This is a genomic window from Bradyrhizobium sp. CCGUVB4N (genome assembly GCF_024199945.1).
Classification (GTDB): Bacteria; Pseudomonadota; Alphaproteobacteria; order Rhizobiales; family Xanthobacteraceae; genus Bradyrhizobium.
In genome coordinates this window covers 2,587,238-2,605,277 of record NZ_JANADP010000001.1, presented here as the reverse complement: position 1 = coordinate 2,605,277, position 18,040 = coordinate 2,587,238, and the positions used below count along the sequence as shown (strand labels likewise).

At 63.7% G+C, this 18,040-nt stretch carries 11 protein-coding genes; 8 read left to right on the top strand and 3 right to left on the bottom strand.

Annotation, left to right across the window (positions count from 1 at the left end; genetic code table 11):
- Positions 1–534: 534 nt before the first annotated feature.
- The 5 genes from NLM31_RS11695 (at position 535) to NLM31_RS11675 (ending at position 12,526) form a co-directional block, all read left to right on the top strand.
- On the top strand, positions 535–10,725 hold the full coding sequence (locus NLM31_RS11695; protein WP_254192292.1) for an alkaline phosphatase family protein: 10,191 nt from the start codon (positions 535–537) through the stop codon (positions 10,723–10,725).
- A gap of 146 nt (positions 10,726–10,871) precedes the next feature.
- Positions 10,872–11,228, top strand: coding sequence for a hypothetical protein (locus NLM31_RS11690; protein WP_254129312.1), 357 nt, complete (start codon positions 10,872–10,874; stop codon positions 11,226–11,228).
- Between the two features lie 177 nt (positions 11,229–11,405).
- Positions 11,406–11,678, top strand: coding sequence for a DUF3551 domain-containing protein (locus NLM31_RS11685; protein ID WP_309143684.1), 273 nt, complete (start codon positions 11,406–11,408; stop codon positions 11,676–11,678).
- 139 nt (positions 11,679–11,817) lie between these two features.
- Complete coding sequence (locus tag NLM31_RS11680; protein ID WP_254192291.1) at positions 11,818–12,054, top strand: DUF3551 domain-containing protein; 237 nt, start codon at positions 11,818–11,820, stop codon at positions 12,052–12,054.
- A 196-nt stretch (positions 12,055–12,250) separates the two neighbouring features.
- A complete protein-coding gene (locus NLM31_RS11675) occupies positions 12,251–12,526 on the top strand; it encodes a hypothetical protein (protein WP_254192290.1) in 276 nt (91 codons plus the stop codon).
- A 48-nt stretch (positions 12,527–12,574) separates the two neighbouring features.
- On the opposite strand, the gene NLM31_RS11670 is transcribed toward NLM31_RS11675, so the two are convergent.
- Positions 12,575–13,648 carry a TauD/TfdA family dioxygenase gene (locus NLM31_RS11670; protein WP_254192289.1) on the bottom strand — a complete coding sequence of 358 codons (1,074 nt, stop codon included), beginning with the start codon at positions 13,646–13,648 and terminating at the stop codon, positions 12,575–12,577.
- A 689-nt stretch (positions 13,649–14,337) separates the two neighbouring features.
- Here NLM31_RS11670 and NLM31_RS11665 point away from each other — a divergent pair.
- The gene (locus NLM31_RS11665; RefSeq protein WP_254192288.1) at positions 14,338–14,520 is read left to right on the top strand and encodes a hypothetical protein; all 183 of its coding nucleotides are present in this window, start codon (positions 14,338–14,340) and stop codon (positions 14,518–14,520) included.
- 144 nt (positions 14,521–14,664) lie between these two features.
- Here the strand turns inward: NLM31_RS11665 and NLM31_RS11660 are convergent, their stop codons facing one another.
- Positions 14,665–15,516 (bottom strand): tetratricopeptide repeat protein, encoded by an 852-nt coding sequence (locus tag NLM31_RS11660; RefSeq protein ID WP_254192287.1) that lies wholly within the window; start codon positions 15,514–15,516, stop codon positions 14,665–14,667.
- A 243-nt stretch (positions 15,517–15,759) separates the two neighbouring features.
- On the opposite strand from NLM31_RS11660, the gene NLM31_RS11655 reads away from it, so the two are divergent.
- Positions 15,760–16,578, top strand: a complete 819-nt coding sequence (locus tag NLM31_RS11655) for an outer membrane protein (RefSeq protein WP_254192286.1) — start codon at positions 15,760–15,762, stop codon at positions 16,576–16,578.
- 51 nt (positions 16,579–16,629) lie between these two features.
- Here the strand turns inward: NLM31_RS11655 and NLM31_RS11650 are convergent, their stop codons facing one another.
- Entirely contained in the window at positions 16,630–16,893 is a 264-nt protein-coding gene (locus NLM31_RS11650; protein WP_254129306.1) for a hypothetical protein, read from the bottom strand.
- Between the two features lie 404 nt (positions 16,894–17,297).
- Here NLM31_RS11650 and NLM31_RS11645 point away from each other — a divergent pair, with 404 nt between their 5' ends.
- Complete coding sequence (locus NLM31_RS11645; RefSeq protein ID WP_254192285.1) at positions 17,298–17,984, top strand: YafY family protein; 687 nt, start codon at positions 17,298–17,300, stop codon at positions 17,982–17,984.
- The last annotated feature ends 56 nt before the right edge of the window (positions 17,985–18,040 follow it).

The following is an 18,040-nucleotide window of genomic DNA, read 5'->3' as shown; positions in this document are numbered from 1 at the left end:
CTACGCGAAGAGGCCTATCGATTGCCCGACGGCAGGGAGCGCGAAGAGCTCTTCAGGCGGGCACGTAACGCGGCCGTCGCATCTCACATGACAGAATGGCTTCCCTACGTTGGACTGCCAAAGCGGAGATAGGTCCACGTCCATCGGCGGTCGAGTCTCATCCGCAATCGTGGCTTTGCGCACGCAGCTCAGTCCAGTCGCCGCTCGCTGCCCTCGGCAGGGCTCTGCTTGGGTGCGGCTGTTCTGCGCCAGGACGACGAGAGATCCAGCATAGGCGCGACAAGGTTGGCATCGAGCGGACACTCGGCCCCGGTAGGGAGTACCCCCATTGAGGTCTCAAAGTGGTCCGTCGTGATGGTACACTGCGACAAGTTGCCCGAGAGGCTGTCGGACATTAGCGCCACGGCTTGCAAGATCTAGCGTCTTGCAACCGGCATGGGCGTGCGTGGTGCTGGAATAACGTTCGCTGCAAAAACCTCATGTAGACGTCGGCATCTGATCCTCATTGAAAGCTTGGATAGACGGAGCAGGAACATGACCTATTCCTCTCAGATCCAGACATCGTTCTCCGGGCCATTGGACACCAGCACCTATCCCCCGGATAGCGGCCTCGCCGTCGGGCTGAACTACGTCGTGATGATCGACGGGGGGCAGATTGAATGGACCAACCTGGCCGGCGGATCACCAACCCAGCAGTCGGTCTACAGCTTCTTCTCGCCGCTATCGCCAACCGGCGGCCTCTATGGTCAGCGCGTCGCGTACGACAGCGTCAATCAGCGCTTCGTCGCGATCATGGAGTACCTGGCGCCGGATGGCGTCACGACGTCCATCGATATCGCGGTCTCCAAGGATTCCAATCCGAACGACGGCTGGACCTTCTCGCAGCTCAATACAACCATAACGATCAGCGGTCAGCCGACCGACTCCGACCGCCCGATTTTGGCGGTCGACGGTTCGAACGTCTACATCTCGACAGCACAGTATAATACCAGCGCGTCCGGTTATGCCGGCACCGAAAACTGGGTCATCGGCGATACCGCCGGCGCGGGCGGAGGGATCTATGGCGGCGGCACGTTGAGCGTGACCGCAAGCGAAGCCATGCCGTCGACCCAAGGCAAATTTGCCGTCGCATCCGGCAACAACGGCAAGACTTACTACGCGAGCGACTTCTCCAGCGGAGGTCAGATCGTCGTCGCCGTGCAGATCTACGATAAGGCCACGAATACGTTCAGCACGACCAGCACCGTCAACCTCGGCAATATCGACCAGGGCGGCAGCTACACGGCCCAGCAGCAGGGGACCAGCCTCCCGCTCGATGCCGGCGACAACCGGATCGCCAGCATGGTCTATGCCAACGGCTTCCTCTACGCCGTAGCCGAGATGAAGCCGACCGGCTCCAGCGTGCCGCTGGTCCATTGGTTCAAGATCGATGTCAGCAATCCCAGCGCGCCGTCCCTCGTGGCGCAGGGCGATATCTCGGGCGCCGCGATCGGCACCAGCGTGGCGACGTTCAATCCATCCATCGCGGTGGACACCGCGGGCGATGTCCTCATCAACTTCACCGCCAGCGGCCCGAACATGTACCCGGCGGACTACTACGTCTTCCAGGGTGGTAGCGATCCCGTGGGCTCGTTCAGCGCCCCCATCCTGTACCAGGCGAGTACCGGTTTCTTCAACGCGGGCGATGGCGCCAGCGTCCAGAGCTGGGGCGTCAATTCGTCGGCCACTGTCGACCCGAATAGTCCGAACGCGTTCTGGGTCTCGAACGAATACGTCGCCAGCGGCTGGTGGCAGACGTCGGTCGCCAAGATCGCGATCCAGAACTCAACGCCGACCGGGCCTGTGGTCTCTTCCATCGTGGCTTCCGGCACCGGCATCACCAGCGGTGCCGGCGATCTCAACGCCGGCAAGGTGGTCACGCTGACGGTGAACTTCAGCGCGGCCGTGACGGTCAACACCAGCGGCGGCACGCCGACGATCACCCTCAATGACGGCGGTACAGCGAGCTACACCGGCGGCACGGGGAGCACCGCGCTCACCTTCAGCTACACGGTGGCGGCGGGCCAGAACACCGCCGACCTCATCGTCTCGGCGCTCAACCTCAACGGCGCGACGATCGCCGATGGCAGCGGCAATGCCGCCAACCTGACGGGGGCGACCAACTACAATCCGACCGGCATCCTGCAGATCGACACCACCGCGCCGACGATCGCCTCGATCGTCCCGACCGGCACCGGCATCACCAACGGCACCGGCAACGTCAGCACCGGCGGGATCATCACCTTGACCGTCAATCTGAGTGAGGCCGTCACGGTCAACACCAGCGGTGGTACGCCGACGCTCACCCTCAACGATGGCGGCACGGCAAGCTACACCGGCGGCACCGGCAGCACTGCGCTCACCTTCAGCTACACGGTGGCGGCGGGCCAGACCACGTCCGATCTCGCCATCTCGGCGTTCAACCTCAACGGCGCAACCATCAACGACGGAGCCGGCAACGCCGCCAATCTTGCGGGAGCTGCCAACTACAATCCGACCGGCACCCTGCAGGTCAACGTAACGGCACCGACGGTCGCCTCGATCGCGGCCTCGGGCACCGGCATCACCAGCGGTGCCGGCGATCTCAACGCGGGCCAGGTGGTCACGCTGACTGTGACCTTCAGCGCGGCCGTGACGGTCAATACCAGCGGCGGCACGCCATCACTTACTCTCAATGATGGCGGCACGGCGAGCTACACTGGCGGCACCGGCAGCACCGCGCTCACCTTCAGCTACACGGTGGCGGCGGGCCAGAACACCGCCGATCTCATCATCTCGGCGCTCAACCTCAACGGCGCGACGATTGTCGACGGCAGCGGCAATGCCGCCAACCTGACGGGTGCGACCAACTACAATCCCGCCGGCATCCTGCAGATCGACACCACCGCGCCGACGATCGCCTCGATCGTCGCGACCGGCACCGGCATCACCAACGGCACCGGCACTGTGAGCACCGGCGGGGTCGTCACCCTGACCGTCAATCTCAGCGAGGCCGTCACGGTCAATACCAGCGGCGGTACGCCGACACTCACGCTCAACGATGGCGGCACGGCGAGCTACACCGGTGGCACGGGCAGCACCGCGCTCACCTTCAGCTACACGGTCGCGGCAGGCCAGACCACGTCCGATCTCGCCATCTCGGCCCTCAACCTCAACGGCGCGGTCGTCAACGACCTCGCCGGCAATGCGGCCAACCTGGCCGGCGCCACCAACTACAATCCGACCGGCACCCTGCAGGTCAACCCGACCACCGCCGCCAAACCTAACCACATCGTCGTCCTTTCCCTGGAAAACGAGAACTATTCCGACATCGTAGGGAGTTCGCAGGCGCCTTACCTGAACTCGCTGATCGCTCAGGGGATGCTGCTCACCAACTACAACGGTGTGACTCATCCGAGCCAGCCCAATTACATTGCCCTGTTTTCCGGCTCGACGCAGGGCATCACCACCAACGGCAACTTTCCCCAGCTTCCGGCCAGCGTGCCGACGCTGGCCAGCACGCTCGCCGCCAGCGGTTACACCTTCGGCGGTTACGCCGAAACCACGGCGGATCCCGAACGGCAACCTTGGATCCACTTCGCCAATTCGGCCAGCACCGCTCACGACTTCAGCGCTTTTCCTCAGACCGCGGCCGGCTTTGCCAACCTTCCGACCGTTTCCTACGTTTCGCCCAACGACGCCGACAACATGACGCCGACGAGCGACAACGGCGGCGGGATTCCGGCCGGCGACGCCTGGGTCCAGGCCAATCTCTCCGCCTACGCCGCCTGGGCGCAGGCCAACAATTCGCTGCTGATCGTCACCTTCGACGAAAACAACACCAATCCAGCGGTGACCTACCCCAGTCACGTTGCGGCAATCGTCGTCGGCGGGGGCGTCCCGGCCGGAGCCGTCAACGACTCGCCGACTGACCCGTATTCCCTGCTTGCCACGATCGAAAGCCTGTACGGCGCTGCACCGATCGGCGCCAGCGCCGGCGTACCGGCACTCAACCTCTATTCGGCGACACCGGCGAGAGCGTCCACCTCGGTCACTCGGTCATTCTCCGGATTGTCCGACCGGACCAACACTCCGCCCCAAAATGCGTTGGCGGTCGGGCCGAATTACATTTTCACTGCGGAGACCACTCACTACGCGATCACCGACCTGAGCGGCAATCCAATCGTATCCAACGGGTCATTGTACAGCTTGTTCGCGCCACTTGGCGGCACGCTTGACAACGCCCTTCTCGACGCGCGCGCCGTCTATGACGGTTCGACCGGCCGCTACGTGGTCACCGCGGATAATTTTCAACCAGGCGGCGGGAATTTCGCCACCAATGTCGATATCGCCGTGTCGGTGGACAGCAATCCGAGCGACGGCTGGTATTTGGCTTCGATCGACACGTCCAACGGCAAAACGACCCAGTCGGACATGCCCTATCTGTCGGTCAGCAACGGCAAAATCTACGTCTCCACGCCCGAATTTTTGGACGCGGGAGGCGGCTACAACAACGGCGAATTCATCGTCAACGAAAGCAGCGTCATAGCCGCCGGAAACCGCGCGATCACGCCCGACGCCAGCACCAGCGTGCCTAGCACCGCCAGCATCATGCGCAACGTCGCCGGCGACAACGGGGTGACCTACTATCTGAGCGCCCATTCGGACGCGAGGGAGACCACGCTCACATATCAAACGTACGATCCGACGCATGGCTTCAGCGCGACCCAAACGATTTTCCTCGGCGACGCCGATGTGGGAGGGGGCGGAAGCAACTTCACCACCGCGCAGTTGGGCACGACCAAGAAGCTCGACATTAACGATGGACGCATCCAGAGCCTTGCCTACACCTCGTCCGGAGGACACAATTACGTCTACGGCGTGAGCGAAGCCATGCCGAGCGCAGGGTCGCCCGCGCAAATCGAGTGGTTCAAGCTCGATGTCACCGACCCCACGAATCCGCAATACGTCATCGGGAACGTCATTTCCGGCGCGTCGATCGGCACGGGTGTCGCCGTATTCAATCCTTCGATTGCGGTCGACCAGAACGGCGACGTGCTCATCAATTTCTCGGCCTCCGGGTCGAACATGTATCCTTCCGACTATTATATGGTGCTCGGCGCCGGGGCTTCCGCCTTCACCGCGCCGACGCTTTACCAGGCGAGCACTACCTTTTTCGATTCCGGTACGCTGAACGACCAGCGCTGGGGCACCTATTCGACCGCTATCGCCGATCCGAACAACCCGAACGGGTTCTGGATCTCGAACGAATACGTGGCCAACGGCTGGTGGCAGACGGTGGTCACCCAGATCGCCGTCCAGGGTTCCGGGGCAACGGCACCGACGGTTTCTTCGATCGCGGCTTCCGGCACCGGCATCACCAGCGGCGTCGGCGATCTCAACGCGGGCAAGGTGGTCACGCTGACCGTGAACTTCAGCGCGGCCGTGACGGTCAACACCAGCGGCGGCACGCCGTCGCTTGCGCTCAACGATGGCGGCTCGGCAAGCTATACCGGCGGCTCGGGGAGCACTGCGCTCACCTTCAGCTACACGGTCGCGGCAGGCCAGAACACCGCCGATCTCATTGTCTCATCGCTCAACCTCAACGGCGCGACCATCAGTGGTGGCGGCAATGCCGCCAACCTGACGGGGGCGACCAACTACAATCCGACCGGCATCCTGCAGATCGACACAACGGCGCCGACGATCGCCTCGATCGTCCCGACCGGCACCGGCATCACCAACGGTACCGGCAGCGTGAGCACGGGTGTGGTTGTCACCTTGACTGTCAATCTGAGTGAGGCCGTCACGGTCAACACCACCGGCGGAACGCCGACGCTCACACTCAACGATGGCGGTACCGCAAGCTACGTCAGCGGCTCCGGCAGCACCGCGCTTGCCTTCAGCTACACGGTGGCGGCAGGCCAGACCACATCCGATCTCGTCATCTCATCGTTCAACCTCAACGGCGCCGTGATCAACGACGGAGCCGGCAACGCCACCAACCTGGCCGGCGCCACCAACTACAATCCCGCCGGCACGCTGCAAGTCAACCCGACGGCGACGACGGTTGCCTCGATTGCGGCCTCGGGCACCGGCATCACCAGCGGCGCCGGCGATCTCAACGCGGGCAAGGTGGTCACGCTCACCGTGACCTTCAGCGCGGCCGTAACGGTCAATACCAGCGGTGGCACGCCGTCGCTCACGCTCAACGATGGCGGCACGGCGAGCTATACCGGCGGATCGGGTGGCACCGCGCTCACCTTCAGCTACACGGTGGCGGCGGGGCAGAACACCGCCGATCTCATCGTCTCCGCGCTCAACCTCAACGGTGGGACCATCACCGGTGGCAACGGCATTGCCGCCAACCTGACGGGGGCGACCAACTACAATCCGACCGGCATCCTGCAGATCGACACCACGGCGCCGACGATTGCCTCGATCGTCCCGACCGGCACCGGCATCACCAACGGTACCGGCACTGTGAGCACGGGTGCGGTTGTCACCTTGACTGTCAATCTGAGTGAGGCCGTGACGGTCAACACCACCGGCGGCACACCGACGCTCACACTCAACGATGGCGGTACGGCAACCTATACAGGCGGCACGGGCAGCACCGCACTCACCTTCAGCTACACGGTCGCGGCAGGCCAGACCACGGCCGATCTCGCCATCTCATCGTTAAATCTAAATGGCGCGGTCATCAGTGACGGAGCCAGCAACGCCGCTAACCTGGCCGGCGCCACCAACTACAATCCCGCCGGCACCCTGCAGGTCAATCCGACGGCGACGACGGTTGCCTCGATCGCGGCCTCGGGCACCGGCATTACCAGCGGCGTCGGCGATCTCAACGCCGGTAAGGTGGTCACGCTGACCGTGACCTTCAGCGCGGCTGTGACGGTCAACACCAGCGGCGGCACGCCGTCGCTTGCCCTCAACGATGGCGGCTCGGCAAGCTACACCGGCGGTTCGGGGAGCACTGCGCTCACCTTCAGCTACACGGTGGCGGCAGGCCAAAACACCGCCGATCTCATCATCTCGGCGCTCAACCTCAACGGCGCGACGATTGCCGATGGCAGCGGCAATGCCGCCAACCTGACGGGGGCGACCAACTACAATCCGGCCGGCATCCTGCAGATCGACACCACCGCGCCGACAATCGCCTCGATCGTCCCGACCGGCACCGGCATCACCAACGGCACCGGCACTGTGAGCACCGGCGGGGTCGTCACCCTGACCGTCAATCTCAGCGAGGCCGTCACGGTCAACACCACCGGCGGTTCACCGACGCTCACCCTCAACGATGGGGGCACGGCGAGCTACACCGGCGGCACGGGCAGCACCGCGCTCACCTTCAGCTACACGGTCGCGGCGGGTCAGACCACGGCCGATCTCGCCATCTCCTCGCTCAACCTCAACGGCGCGGTCGTCAACGACCTCGCCGGCAATGCGGCCAACCTGGCCGGCGCCACCAACTACAATCCTGCCGGCACCCTGCAAGTCAACCCGACGGCGACGACGGTTGCCTCGATCGCAGCCTCGGGCACCGGCATCACCAGCGGCGCCGGCGATCTCAACGCGGGCAAGGTGGTCACGCTGACCGTGACCTTCAGCGCGGCCGTGACAGTCAATACCAGCGGTGGCACGCCGTCGCTCACGCTCAACGATGGCGGCACGGCGAGCTATACCGGTGGCTCGGGCAGTACCGCGCTCACCTTTAGCTACACGGTGGCGGCGGGGCAGAACACCGCCGATCTCATCGTCTCCGCGCTCAACCTCAACGGTGGGACCATCACCGGTGGCAACGGCGTTGCCGCCAACCTGACGGGTGCGACCAACTACAATCCCGCCGGCATCCTGCAGATCGATACGACGGCGCCGACCATTGCGTCGGTCGCGGCCTCCGGCACCGGCATCACCAGCGGCAGCGGCAATCTCAATGCCGGCAAGGTGGTTACGCTGACGGTCAATTTCAGCGAGGCGGTGACGGTCAACACCACCGGCGGCACGCCGACGCTGACCCTCAACGATGGCGGCACGGCAAGCTACACCGGCGGCACGGGGAGCACTGCGCTCATCTTCAGCTACACGGTGGCGGCAGGCCAGAACACGGCCGATCTCATCGTCTCCGCGCTCAACCTCAACGGCGCGACCATCAGCGATGGCGGCGGCAACGCCGCGAACCTGGCAGGTGCCACCAACGCCAATCCGGCGGGCACGCTCAAGATCGATACGACGGCGCCGACCATTGCGTCGATCGTTCCGACCGGCACCGGCATCACCAGCGGCACCGGCAATATCAGCACGGGTGCGGTTGTCACCCTGACCGTCAATCTGAGCGAGGCGGTCACGGTCAACACCACCGGTGGCACGCCGACGCTCACCCTCAATGATGGCGGCACGGCGAGCTACGTCAGCGGCTCGGGCGGTACTGCGCTCACCTTCAGCTACACCGTGGCCGCGGGCCAGACCACGTCCGATCTCGTCATCTCGGCCCTCAACCTCAACGGCGCAACCATCAACGACGGTGCCGGCAACGCCGCCAATCTTGCGGGAGCAACCAACTACAATCCCGCCGGCACCCTGCAGGTCAACACGACGGCGACGACGGTCGCCTCGATCGTCGCGTCTGGTACCGGCGTCACCAGCGGTGCCGGCGATCTCAATGCCGGCAAGGTGGTCACGCTGACGGTCAACTTCAGTGCGGCGGTGACGGTCAATACCACGGGGGGCACCCCGAGGCTCACCCTCAACGACGGCGGCACGGCAAGCTACACCGGCGGTTCGGGCGGCACTGCGCTCACCTTCAGCTACACGGTGGCAGCGGGCCAGAACACCGCCGATCTCATCGTCTCGGCGCTCAACCTCAACGGCGGGACCATCACCGGTGGCAACGGCATTGCCGCAAACCTGACGGGGGCCACCAACTACAATCCCGCCGGCACCCTGCAGATCGACACGACGGCGCCGACGATTGCTTCGATCGTGGCTTCCGGCACCGGCATCACCAACGGCGCCGGCAGCGTGAGCACCGGCCAGGTCGTCACCTTGACCGTCAATCTCAGTGAGGCCGTCACCGTCAACACCAGCGGCGGCACGCCTTCGCTCACCCTCAATGATGGCGGCACGGCGAGCTACACCGGCGGCACGGGCAGCACCGCGCTCACCTTCAGCTACACGGTGGCGGCAGGCCAGACCACGTCCGATCTCGCCATCTCCTCGCTAAACCTCAACGGCGCGGTCATCAGTGACGGCGCCGGCAACGCGGCCAACCTGGCCGGCGCCACCAACTACAACCCCGCCGGCACCTTGCAAGTCAACCCGACCACGACCGGCACCGGCGTGCCGAAGTTCAGCCACATCGTCGTCGTCGTCGAAGAAAATCACAACTATGACCAGATCGCCGGCAGCAGCCAGGCACCTTACATCAACAGCCTGATGGCCGGCGGCGCGTCGCTGACCAACATGACGGCGGAGGCCCATCCGAGCCAACCGGACTATTTCGCCCTCTATGCCGGCTCGACCTTCGGCACCACCGATGACAACTCCTACAGCCTTCCGGATCCAACGCTGTACACGGTGCTGAAAAACGGCGGTTACTCGTTCACGGGCTATGTGGACGAGGGCGGGATTGGCAGCGACTTCAACCATGACCCCTGGGTTTCATTCCCGGAAGGCCGCACGGTTCAAACCGATTTCACCAGCTTCCCGTCGCTTTTTGCCAACGGCAATTATTCGAGCCTGCCGACCGTCTCGTACGTCATTCCCAGCGTGAGTAACGACATGCACGATGGGACGATCGCGCAAGGCGATACATGGCTTCAGCAAAACCTGAGCGCCTATGCTCAGTGGGCGGTCAACAACAATTCGCTACTGGTCGTGACCTGGGACGAGAATGACGATTCGACCTCCGAGGCCGCTGCCAACACGATTCCAACTCTCTTGTACGGCGCCAACGTGGTGCCGGGAAACTACAACACCGCCTACAATCACTACAATCTGTTGAGCACGATCACGGCTTCGCTGGGCTTGACCGGTCCCAACAACGCCGCGACGGCGGCGCCCATCCAAGTGTTTGGGACGGCCGCTGCGGGGGCGGCTGCGCTGGCGGTGGATCAGGACGGGGCGCCCGAGAGTCCGGCACTGAGCATCAGCAGCAATTCGCTGACGGTAAACGCCGGAGGATCAGTGGCGTTGGGCATCACCGCGACGCCCGTCGACTCCGACGACCAATTGTCGGTGAGCATCAGCGGCTTGCCGAGCTACGAGTCGATCACGGCTCCGGCCGGAAACACCGTCACCAGCAGCCTTCAATCCGACGGAACCACCACCTGGACCATTGCCGAAGGCTCCTCCACGACGGGCCAACCGCTCACCGGGCTGACGCTGTCGTCGAGCTATACGGGCACCGACCATCCGGTCGCGACGCTCACGGTGACGGCGAGCAACACGACGTCCGGCGAAGCCGCCACATCGGCGTCACAGACCATGACGGTGACCGATCCGCCGGCGCCCGCGCCAAGTGGTCCCGGGGCCGCCCCGCCCTGGGACGCGGGGAATATCGATCGCCTTGCAGCGCTGATGAATCAATTCGCAGCCGCCGGCTTCGACGGACACGGCCCTGGCCCGTTCTGCCCGCCCTCCAATCCGAACGTCGGTTGGGACAACCAGGCCGCTCTCGCCGCTGCCCATCTCCACACGGGATGAGCTGCGGCGCACCGGCCGCGCCGTTTGCTCATCTCGCGACACGGCCTCTCTCGCGGAGGGGCGTCATGTTGATTCAAATCAATGGTTCTCCCGACGCCTGGAGATCAATGACCCCCGAGGCCATTTGATCCTCGCGGGAGACGACCATGCGGACCTTGGCTGTCGCTGCTGTCATGAGCCTGACGCCGGCTGCGGCGTTCGCCGTCTCCGAGTGCCGCGTCACCGGTCATCCGTCCGTGTTTGGCGTCGACATGACGGCCTACTTCGCGGTCAGGTCGGGGCAAACGTGCAATTTCCCGATGCGAATTCCGGGAGCGATGCACAACTCGGGCGTTTCCCAGAAGCCTGCGCACGGGACGCTGCGGCAGATCAACGTGACGACGTTCAGGTACACCGCGGCATCCGGTTACAAGGGCAACGACAATTTCGCCATCTACGGTGAAGGAAAGGGTCCCTACGGCTCAGGCCGATCGGTCATGACCGTGAATGCAACGATCGAGTAGCAGCGGCGGACGAACCATCGGAGGCCCGACGCGCATGCGTCATTGCATTTGCTGTTGCCGCTGCGAACGCGCGTGGCCTAGTATCGTCGCGGTGCCGGGAGAGCCGGGATCTCTGTGGTCCGCAGTGCCCCGGCCGTCAGTGCCCTGGCCGTCGAATTCGCAAATCTTCGGAGTGGCATGATGCGCGCGCTTCCCTTTCTCCTGATCATCTGGATCGCGATGTCTGCGCCCGCGCCGGCCGTCGCTCAACGGTTCGGCGGCCATCATCCGATTTGCCTTCAGAAGTGGGAATGGGGCGGTGCGAGCTCCATTTCGTGTCAGTACGATTCATGGGAGGCGTGCAAAGCGACCGCTGCAGGTCTTTCCGCCACGTGCCTGGTGAACCCTTACGCGCAACCAGCGTCCCCGCCACCACCGTCGCCTGCAGACCGCGCTCCGCGTCTGCGATAGATGCGATTTGCGGCGGCACATGACGCCTTCAGGAACGATGTCGTGTAGCGACGGGTTGATGCTTGCCGTTGCGGCGGCAATTCGTTAGCCATGGTCGGCGATCGGCAGCCGCCGTTCGACTGACATGATGGAGGATCTCATGCGGATCGCCTTGCTGGTTGTCTTCATGGTGGCGGGACTTGCTCCCGCAGCGCACGCCGAGCGTGACTATCCCTGGTGCGTGTTTGGCGGCGGGCTCGGCTTCCCCGGCGAGTGCATGTATTCGACGCGAGAACAGTGCCTGGCGTCGTCGTCCGGCCGGTGGAATACCTACTGCGACATAAATCCGCGCGTGAGGTTCCAACAGCAGGCTCCGGCTCCGCGCCGGACGCGCTGATCACGGCAGCGCCGGCGGCTCACGCACGCGACAATCAGCCCGCGATGTCGACAAGCGACATTTGCCAGATCGCACGATCGCTCGCCCGATGCGGGTCCCCGATGCCGGGGATGTGACCGGTCGTGAAGCCCACACCCGTTGGGGCGCTGCAGCCGAGCCTTAAGTTACGAGACGAGAGGCAGCTGGAGAAAAAGCGATGCGTTCCATTTTGGCTTTGAGCCTTTTGATCGGCCTGTGCGGCGTTGCGAACGCGGCGCCGGCGCACCACAGCCATCGGCACGCTGTCGTTCGCTCCGATCAGGGCACGTTCGCGCCGGGCGCCGCTTCGAGCTTTGCGTACGCGCCATCCCGGCCGCCGACCGAATCCAGGTCCGCCGACCCCTGTGACAAGCCGGAAGCATATTACGGCGCGTGTCAGGGTTATGCGCCCGGCGAAAAGGAGCGGTTTCTGGGCAGCTTGCACGGCCCATAGACGCTCGAACCCGCAAGTGCCGGGAGCGATGTCGTCCGACTCGGACCATCAATCCAGCGGAACGTTCAGACTGGTCCCTTTGGTGATGATGCCGCCACGGTTGCCGATCTCAATCGAGCCATAGCGCTGCTTGAAGCAATCGGGCAGCGGCCGGTCACCGGCCATGCTGAGCCAAAGGCGCAGCAGATGACGTTTTTCGCCGGCATTGGGCCAATCGCGGAATCCGGTCCGGTCATGCAGCAAGGCATGATTGTAGACGAACTGCATGTCCCCCGGCTGTAGCCGCATGCCGAAATGCAAGCGGGGATCATTCGCGAGCGCGTCGAAAAGATCGAGCGCCTCGACATGGGCCGGCGTCAGTCTCGGCGCATCGGGAAAGCGCTGCGCGCTGTCGATGTACTGGCGCTGATAGAACCCGGTCAGGAATCCCGCATGCCAATTCAGCACCGGGATTTCGAGATACGGCTTTTCGTTCTCCGGCACCTCGCCGCGCCGGTCGGTCGCGATCGGCTCGAACAGGAGCGCGGCAAGGTCGGGACGCCTGTCGAACATGTCGTTGTAGATCGACGTCGTGCTGACCAGGAGAGAGTCCCCTCCCTCCATCGCCTCGCGGATGCATAACAGTCCAACCACGTCGGACGAATCCGTGTGGAATGTCTGCCGTTCCGACGTCTGATAGATCCTCGTGTTCGGATCCCTGGCATCGGCGCCGATGTCACGGACGTGACCGAGAATGTGACCCGCCGCATTCTGGGACCGCGCTGATCCCAGATGCGCGCCCACCCCGCAAAATATCGTAGCCGCAAACTCCTGGCTGTATGTCGCCACCGGGAGGCCGCGGATGACCTCGAAGCCCAGGCCGGTCAGCAGCTTTGCCTTGAGCTGTTCCAGATGCGCACCGAGGCGCGGAAGCGGAAAGCTGTCCTTGGTGATGTCGGCGATTTTCCGGCTTCGACCAAGATAGGATTCCGCCGCGTTCTCGAGCTCCGCGATCTCGCCGGCCTGAAGCGATATCAGCCACCGATCAGGATTGGCCTTCATCTCGGTGCCTAGCCAGGCGGATGGGATGTCGATCTTGCCTGACGGGCGATCGATCCCGCGGGTCGCTGAGACCACGTTCATATTGCTGGCTCCTGGGAAGATGGGTCGTCGGACACGGCGTCATATTGTGACAACGGCGTGTTGGCAACTTCGTGGGCCCACGGCCAGGGCCCAGGCAATCGTCGCACACAACGGCGCACGAGCGGACATCACTGAATGTCACAGAAAGGCCGGAAGCCGACATCGCAACGGCGCGAGCGGGCGGCGTTCTGTCGGCCACCATGTCGATGACGCAGGTGCGCCTGCGTCGTCCGAATTGTCGGTATCGGAATGCTGTGATACAACTCTTGGCTGTCGGGATTACATTTCCGTCCTTTTTGGGGAGGCACCTTATGAGATTCTCGTTTGGCTTCGCCGTGCCGTCAGTCGTCGCTACCTTGGCAACCGTCTTGCTGTGCAGCACATCAGGCACGGCATGGTCTCAACCCACACCGAACTCTTCACTTCCCGCCGTTTCCGTCGAAGCGCCGAAGGCAAGACCGACTGTTGTGCCGCGACAGGGGCCAACGACCGCGAGAACCCACCACCGGGCACCAGGCTCAGCAACCGGTCAAACGGCGTCGTTCGAGCCAGGTTCACCGTTGGCGAGGCTCGCCAAGCTGGAGAGGGAAGCCCGCAGCTGCAACGGTGGTTGCGAAACAAGTTTCAGGGTCGGCAACGCTCCCTGGATTGGATGTAGCATGGCTGCCGGCGGAGGGGTTGACGGGAGCATGTTCTCGCCGACGTGCACCGACACGCTCAGCTACAACACTTACGCGCAGTGCGTAGAGACCAAGGCTTTCCTTGGCGCGCAACCGAGAGAATCCCGGTGGCTTTGCACCAGCCTGCTGGCCGGTGGCAAGTTGCCCGGCGAAAAGCGCATCGCCGAAAGCCAGCAATGGGGCCGCCGCTAGTCCACGCCTGGCGGCTCTGACCAGGACACAAGACCGCATGGCTTGAGGATTTCGAGCCATGCGGAATGCCCGCATCGGATCATCAGCACAGGTCGGACGGAGTGGCGGCTGTGTGCGCGTCGGCCACTCCCAGCCATCAAGCCATCAGCGCCGCCCCGTCATCGCGCTCAATTCCGTCTTGACGCGCGCCAGGGAGTTCGGGCCATCCGGGTCGGACGGAACGAGTTGCGCATAGGCTTCGAAGTCGGACAAGGCCTCGACGAGACTGCGCTTCTTCTCCCGCGCCACGCCGCGGTTGTAATAGGATTTGGCAAATCTCGGATCGAGCCGGATCGCTTCGTTGTAGTCGGCGATGGCGCTGTCGAGGTCGCCCTTGGCCAGGAAAGCGTCGCCGCGGTTGTCATAGGCTTCGACATATTTCGGATTGAGGCGGAGCGCTGCATCGTAGTCGCCGATGGCGCGATCGCGGTCCCCCTTGGTGATCCAGGCATTGCCGCGGTTATTGTAGGCTTCGACGTAGTTCGCATCGAGCCTGATCGCCTCGTTGTAATCGGCGATGGCGCGGTCGGCCGCCCCCCTCTCCGACCAAGTGACGCCGCGGTTGTTGTAGGCCTTGACGTAGCCCGGATCGAGCCGGATGACCTCGCTGTAGTCGGCGGCGGCGCGATCGAAGTCGCGCTTGGCCTGCCGGGCGTTGCCGCGGTTGAAATAGGCAGCGGCGCGGTTGGGATCGGCCCGGATCGCCTCGCTGTAGTCGGCGATGGCGCGGTCGAGCTCGCTCTTGTTTTTATATTCAACGCCGCGGTTCAGGTAGATTTTCGCAAGCTCCTCGCCCCTGAAATCGCCCGACGCAATGGCGCGGGAGCATGCCGCGATGGCGGCGTCGCCTGATTGCCTTGCGCAGGTGTCCGCGTCGTCCGCGACAGCCACCGCAGGCAAGCCTGCGAGAGCCAGCACGGTCAGCCATGGAAACAACCGGTATCGTGTGGAGCGCATCTGCATCACATGTGGCTTCCGCAATCGACGGGAGGAGCCGGGACGGCCGTTAGCCACCCCCTTGGGCGCTGCTCCCGCTTTCTTGGTCGGCGGCGGCGCCCGGACGGTTCGTTAACGATGACCTCGTGGAACTTTGATTTTGCAACTTAATTCGTCGCTATTTCACGGGGTGTTGCCCGAAGTGCACAGGCGTCGTCTCGCGGCTGTGGTTAGATATGCTCGCGGGCTAACGGGAGATGGTCTGTGCGTGCGTGGGTTCCAGTTGCTGTCGCAACGATTGTGATCACCGGTTCGGCCAACGCGGCCGACCTCGCGCCCGTGTACAAGGCGCCGCCTGCGGCACCTGTCGCCTACAGCTGGTCCGGGTTCTACCTGGGCGGCAATGTCGGCGTCATCTGGAACGACAGACGGGCGGACCCCGTGTCATTCACGACCACCGGCGTTGATTTTCCCGGGCGCCAGGCCGTTGGCCAATTTCCGAGCTTCGACGTCCGCGATACCGCTTTCACCGGCGGCGTTCAGGCTGGATACAATTTCCAGTTCGGGTCGAATTGGGTCGCGGGTCTCGAAGCCGATATCAACTATAGCGGCCTGAACAAGACCGATACGCGCGTATACCCGGCGACCCCTTTCATCGGCGGCGGCATCATCGACCCCAATACCGAATCCGCGACACAGAAGCTCGGCTGGCTTGGGACCGTGCGCGGTCGCCTCGGGTTCACGACCCTGAACAACAGATTGCTCGCGTTTGCAACCGGCGGCCTGGCCTATGGAAAGGTCGATGACAGCATCTATACCATTGGCGTGCCGAACGGTGCGGGCCCAGTCCAGATCAGCGCCAGCTCGTCGTCGGTTCGCGTCGGTTGGACCGCGGGCGGCGGCCTGGAATACGCATTTGCCAGCAATTGGAGGGCCAAGGTCGAATACCTCTACTACGATCTTGGCAGACAGAACCTCACCCTGGATTACGCGCCGATTCCGGGCGATGCGAACAACACGATCACGTACAGATTTCGCAACAACGGCAATCTGGTGCGCGTCGGCCTGAACTACAATTTCTAGAGACGCGGGGAACGTCATCGCCGCCGCACGCCGGCGCGTGCCTGATGCACCCTAAGCCGAATCCTTGGTCGGACGTTCGGGATGGCAGAGGCTGCAATTGACACGGCAGCCTTGAGCCATCATGCCCGCTCGGCGAAGCTGCTCCGTTTTCCGGCGGGCCTCCGGATAGCTGGGAAACTCCTCCCAGAAATAAGTGCTGCCGCGGCCGACGCGAATACTGCCCTGCTCCATTCCCTGGCCATTTCGGCACGCGACGCATTCCGGGTGGTGGATACGGACGCGCTTGAGCATCGTGTCCCAAAATACCCAGAACATTGGTTGTCCCCCCAGACCTCGCGCTGGAATTTTGTTCGGGCAGTTCTTTCCTGACACCATGGCCGATGGCCCATTCCCACTGCCAACTGCCAACAAAAATCGGCCCCAACTCCGGGGCTGCCCGAGCTGAGGCCAATTTGCTGGACTGACGGGCTTTCACCAGGCCAGGCACGTCACAATGCGCTACAGCCGGCACTCCATGCCATTGGCCATCCGATCTACCTCGGAATTTTCCGAAAGTTCCGAGTTGCGCGCTAGCGTCTGCTGGCGGTGCGATATTGACCATCGGTGCCTCAATCCAGCCTGACGCCAGGAGATTACGGTGACAATCCAGCTGTCACACAATTCCCGAGTCGGAAGCCGATGCTGACAGAATCTGGCAGGATGCCGTGATATGAGCCGCCATGTCACGCGCCCAACGCCTTCTCGACGTGATCCAGCTCTTGCGCAGTCACCGTCGGCCCGTCGCAGCATGCCGACTGGCCGATGAACTCGGCGTCTCGCTCCGGACGATCTATCGCGACATCGAAACGCTGAAGAGCCAAGGGGCCCACATCGATGGCGAGGCCGGCATCGGCTATGTCCTGCGGCCGGGCTTCATGTTGCCGCCCCTGATGTTCTCGGAAGAGGAGATCGAAGCGCTGGTGCTGGGCGGTCGATGGGTTGCCGCTCAGCCGGACGAGCCGCTCGGAAAGGCGGCCCGGAACGCGCTTGCGAAAATCGCCGCCGTACTGCCGGACGACCTCCAGCGGAGCCTGGAGACGTCGAGCCTGATGGTCGCTCGCCGCGATCCGGCGGCAGGCGACTCCGAATTGCCGATCATCCGGGCCGCCATCCGCACCGAATGCAAACTGCGCATTACCTACAGCGACGAACGAGACAACCGCACCAAACGCACGATCTGGCCGATCGCACTCGGATTCTTCGATCGGGTACGCATGGTGGCGGCCTGGTGCGAGAGCCGCGGCGACTACCGCCATTTCCGCACTGACCGGATCCTGTCGATCACGCTCTCGGAGCGCCGCTACCCGCGGCGCCGTACCGACTTGCTGCGGGAGTGGCAGCAGCGGGAACGCATTGGCGAACGCTGATCATGCTGACAGAAACTGACAGCACCGTCCCGTAAGCCCTCGGCCATCGCCAAGCC

Excerpts from the sequence above, each read along its gene's own strand:
- NLM31_RS11695 (WP_254192292.1), top strand. The coding sequence starts at position 535 with ATGACCTATTCCTCTCAGATCCAGACATCGTTCTCCGGGCCATTGGAC.
- NLM31_RS11690 (WP_254129312.1), top strand. The coding sequence starts at position 10,872 with ATGCGGACCTTGGCTGTCGCTGCTGTCATGAGCCTGACGCCGGCTGCG.
- NLM31_RS11685 (WP_309143684.1), top strand. The coding sequence starts at position 11,406 with ATGATGCGCGCGCTTCCCTTTCTCCTGATCATCTGGATCGCGATGTCT.
- NLM31_RS11680 (WP_254192291.1), top strand. The coding sequence starts at position 11,818 with ATGCGGATCGCCTTGCTGGTTGTCTTCATGGTGGCGGGACTTGCTCCC.
- NLM31_RS11675 (WP_254192290.1), top strand. The coding sequence starts at position 12,251 with ATGCGTTCCATTTTGGCTTTGAGCCTTTTGATCGGCCTGTGCGGCGTT.
- NLM31_RS11670 (WP_254192289.1), bottom strand. The coding sequence starts at position 13,648 with ATGAACGTGGTCTCAGCGACCCGCGGGATCGATCGCCCGTCAGGCAAG.
- NLM31_RS11665 (WP_254192288.1), top strand. The coding sequence starts at position 14,338 with ATGTTCTCGCCGACGTGCACCGACACGCTCAGCTACAACACTTACGCG.
- NLM31_RS11660 (WP_254192287.1), bottom strand. The coding sequence starts at position 15,516 with ATGCGCTCCACACGATACCGGTTGTTTCCATGGCTGACCGTGCTGGCT.
- NLM31_RS11650 (WP_254129306.1), bottom strand. The coding sequence starts at position 16,893 with ATGTTCTGGGTATTTTGGGACACGATGCTCAAGCGCGTCCGTATCCAC.
- NLM31_RS11645 (WP_254192285.1), top strand. The coding sequence starts at position 17,298 with ATGTCACGCGCCCAACGCCTTCTCGACGTGATCCAGCTCTTGCGCAGT.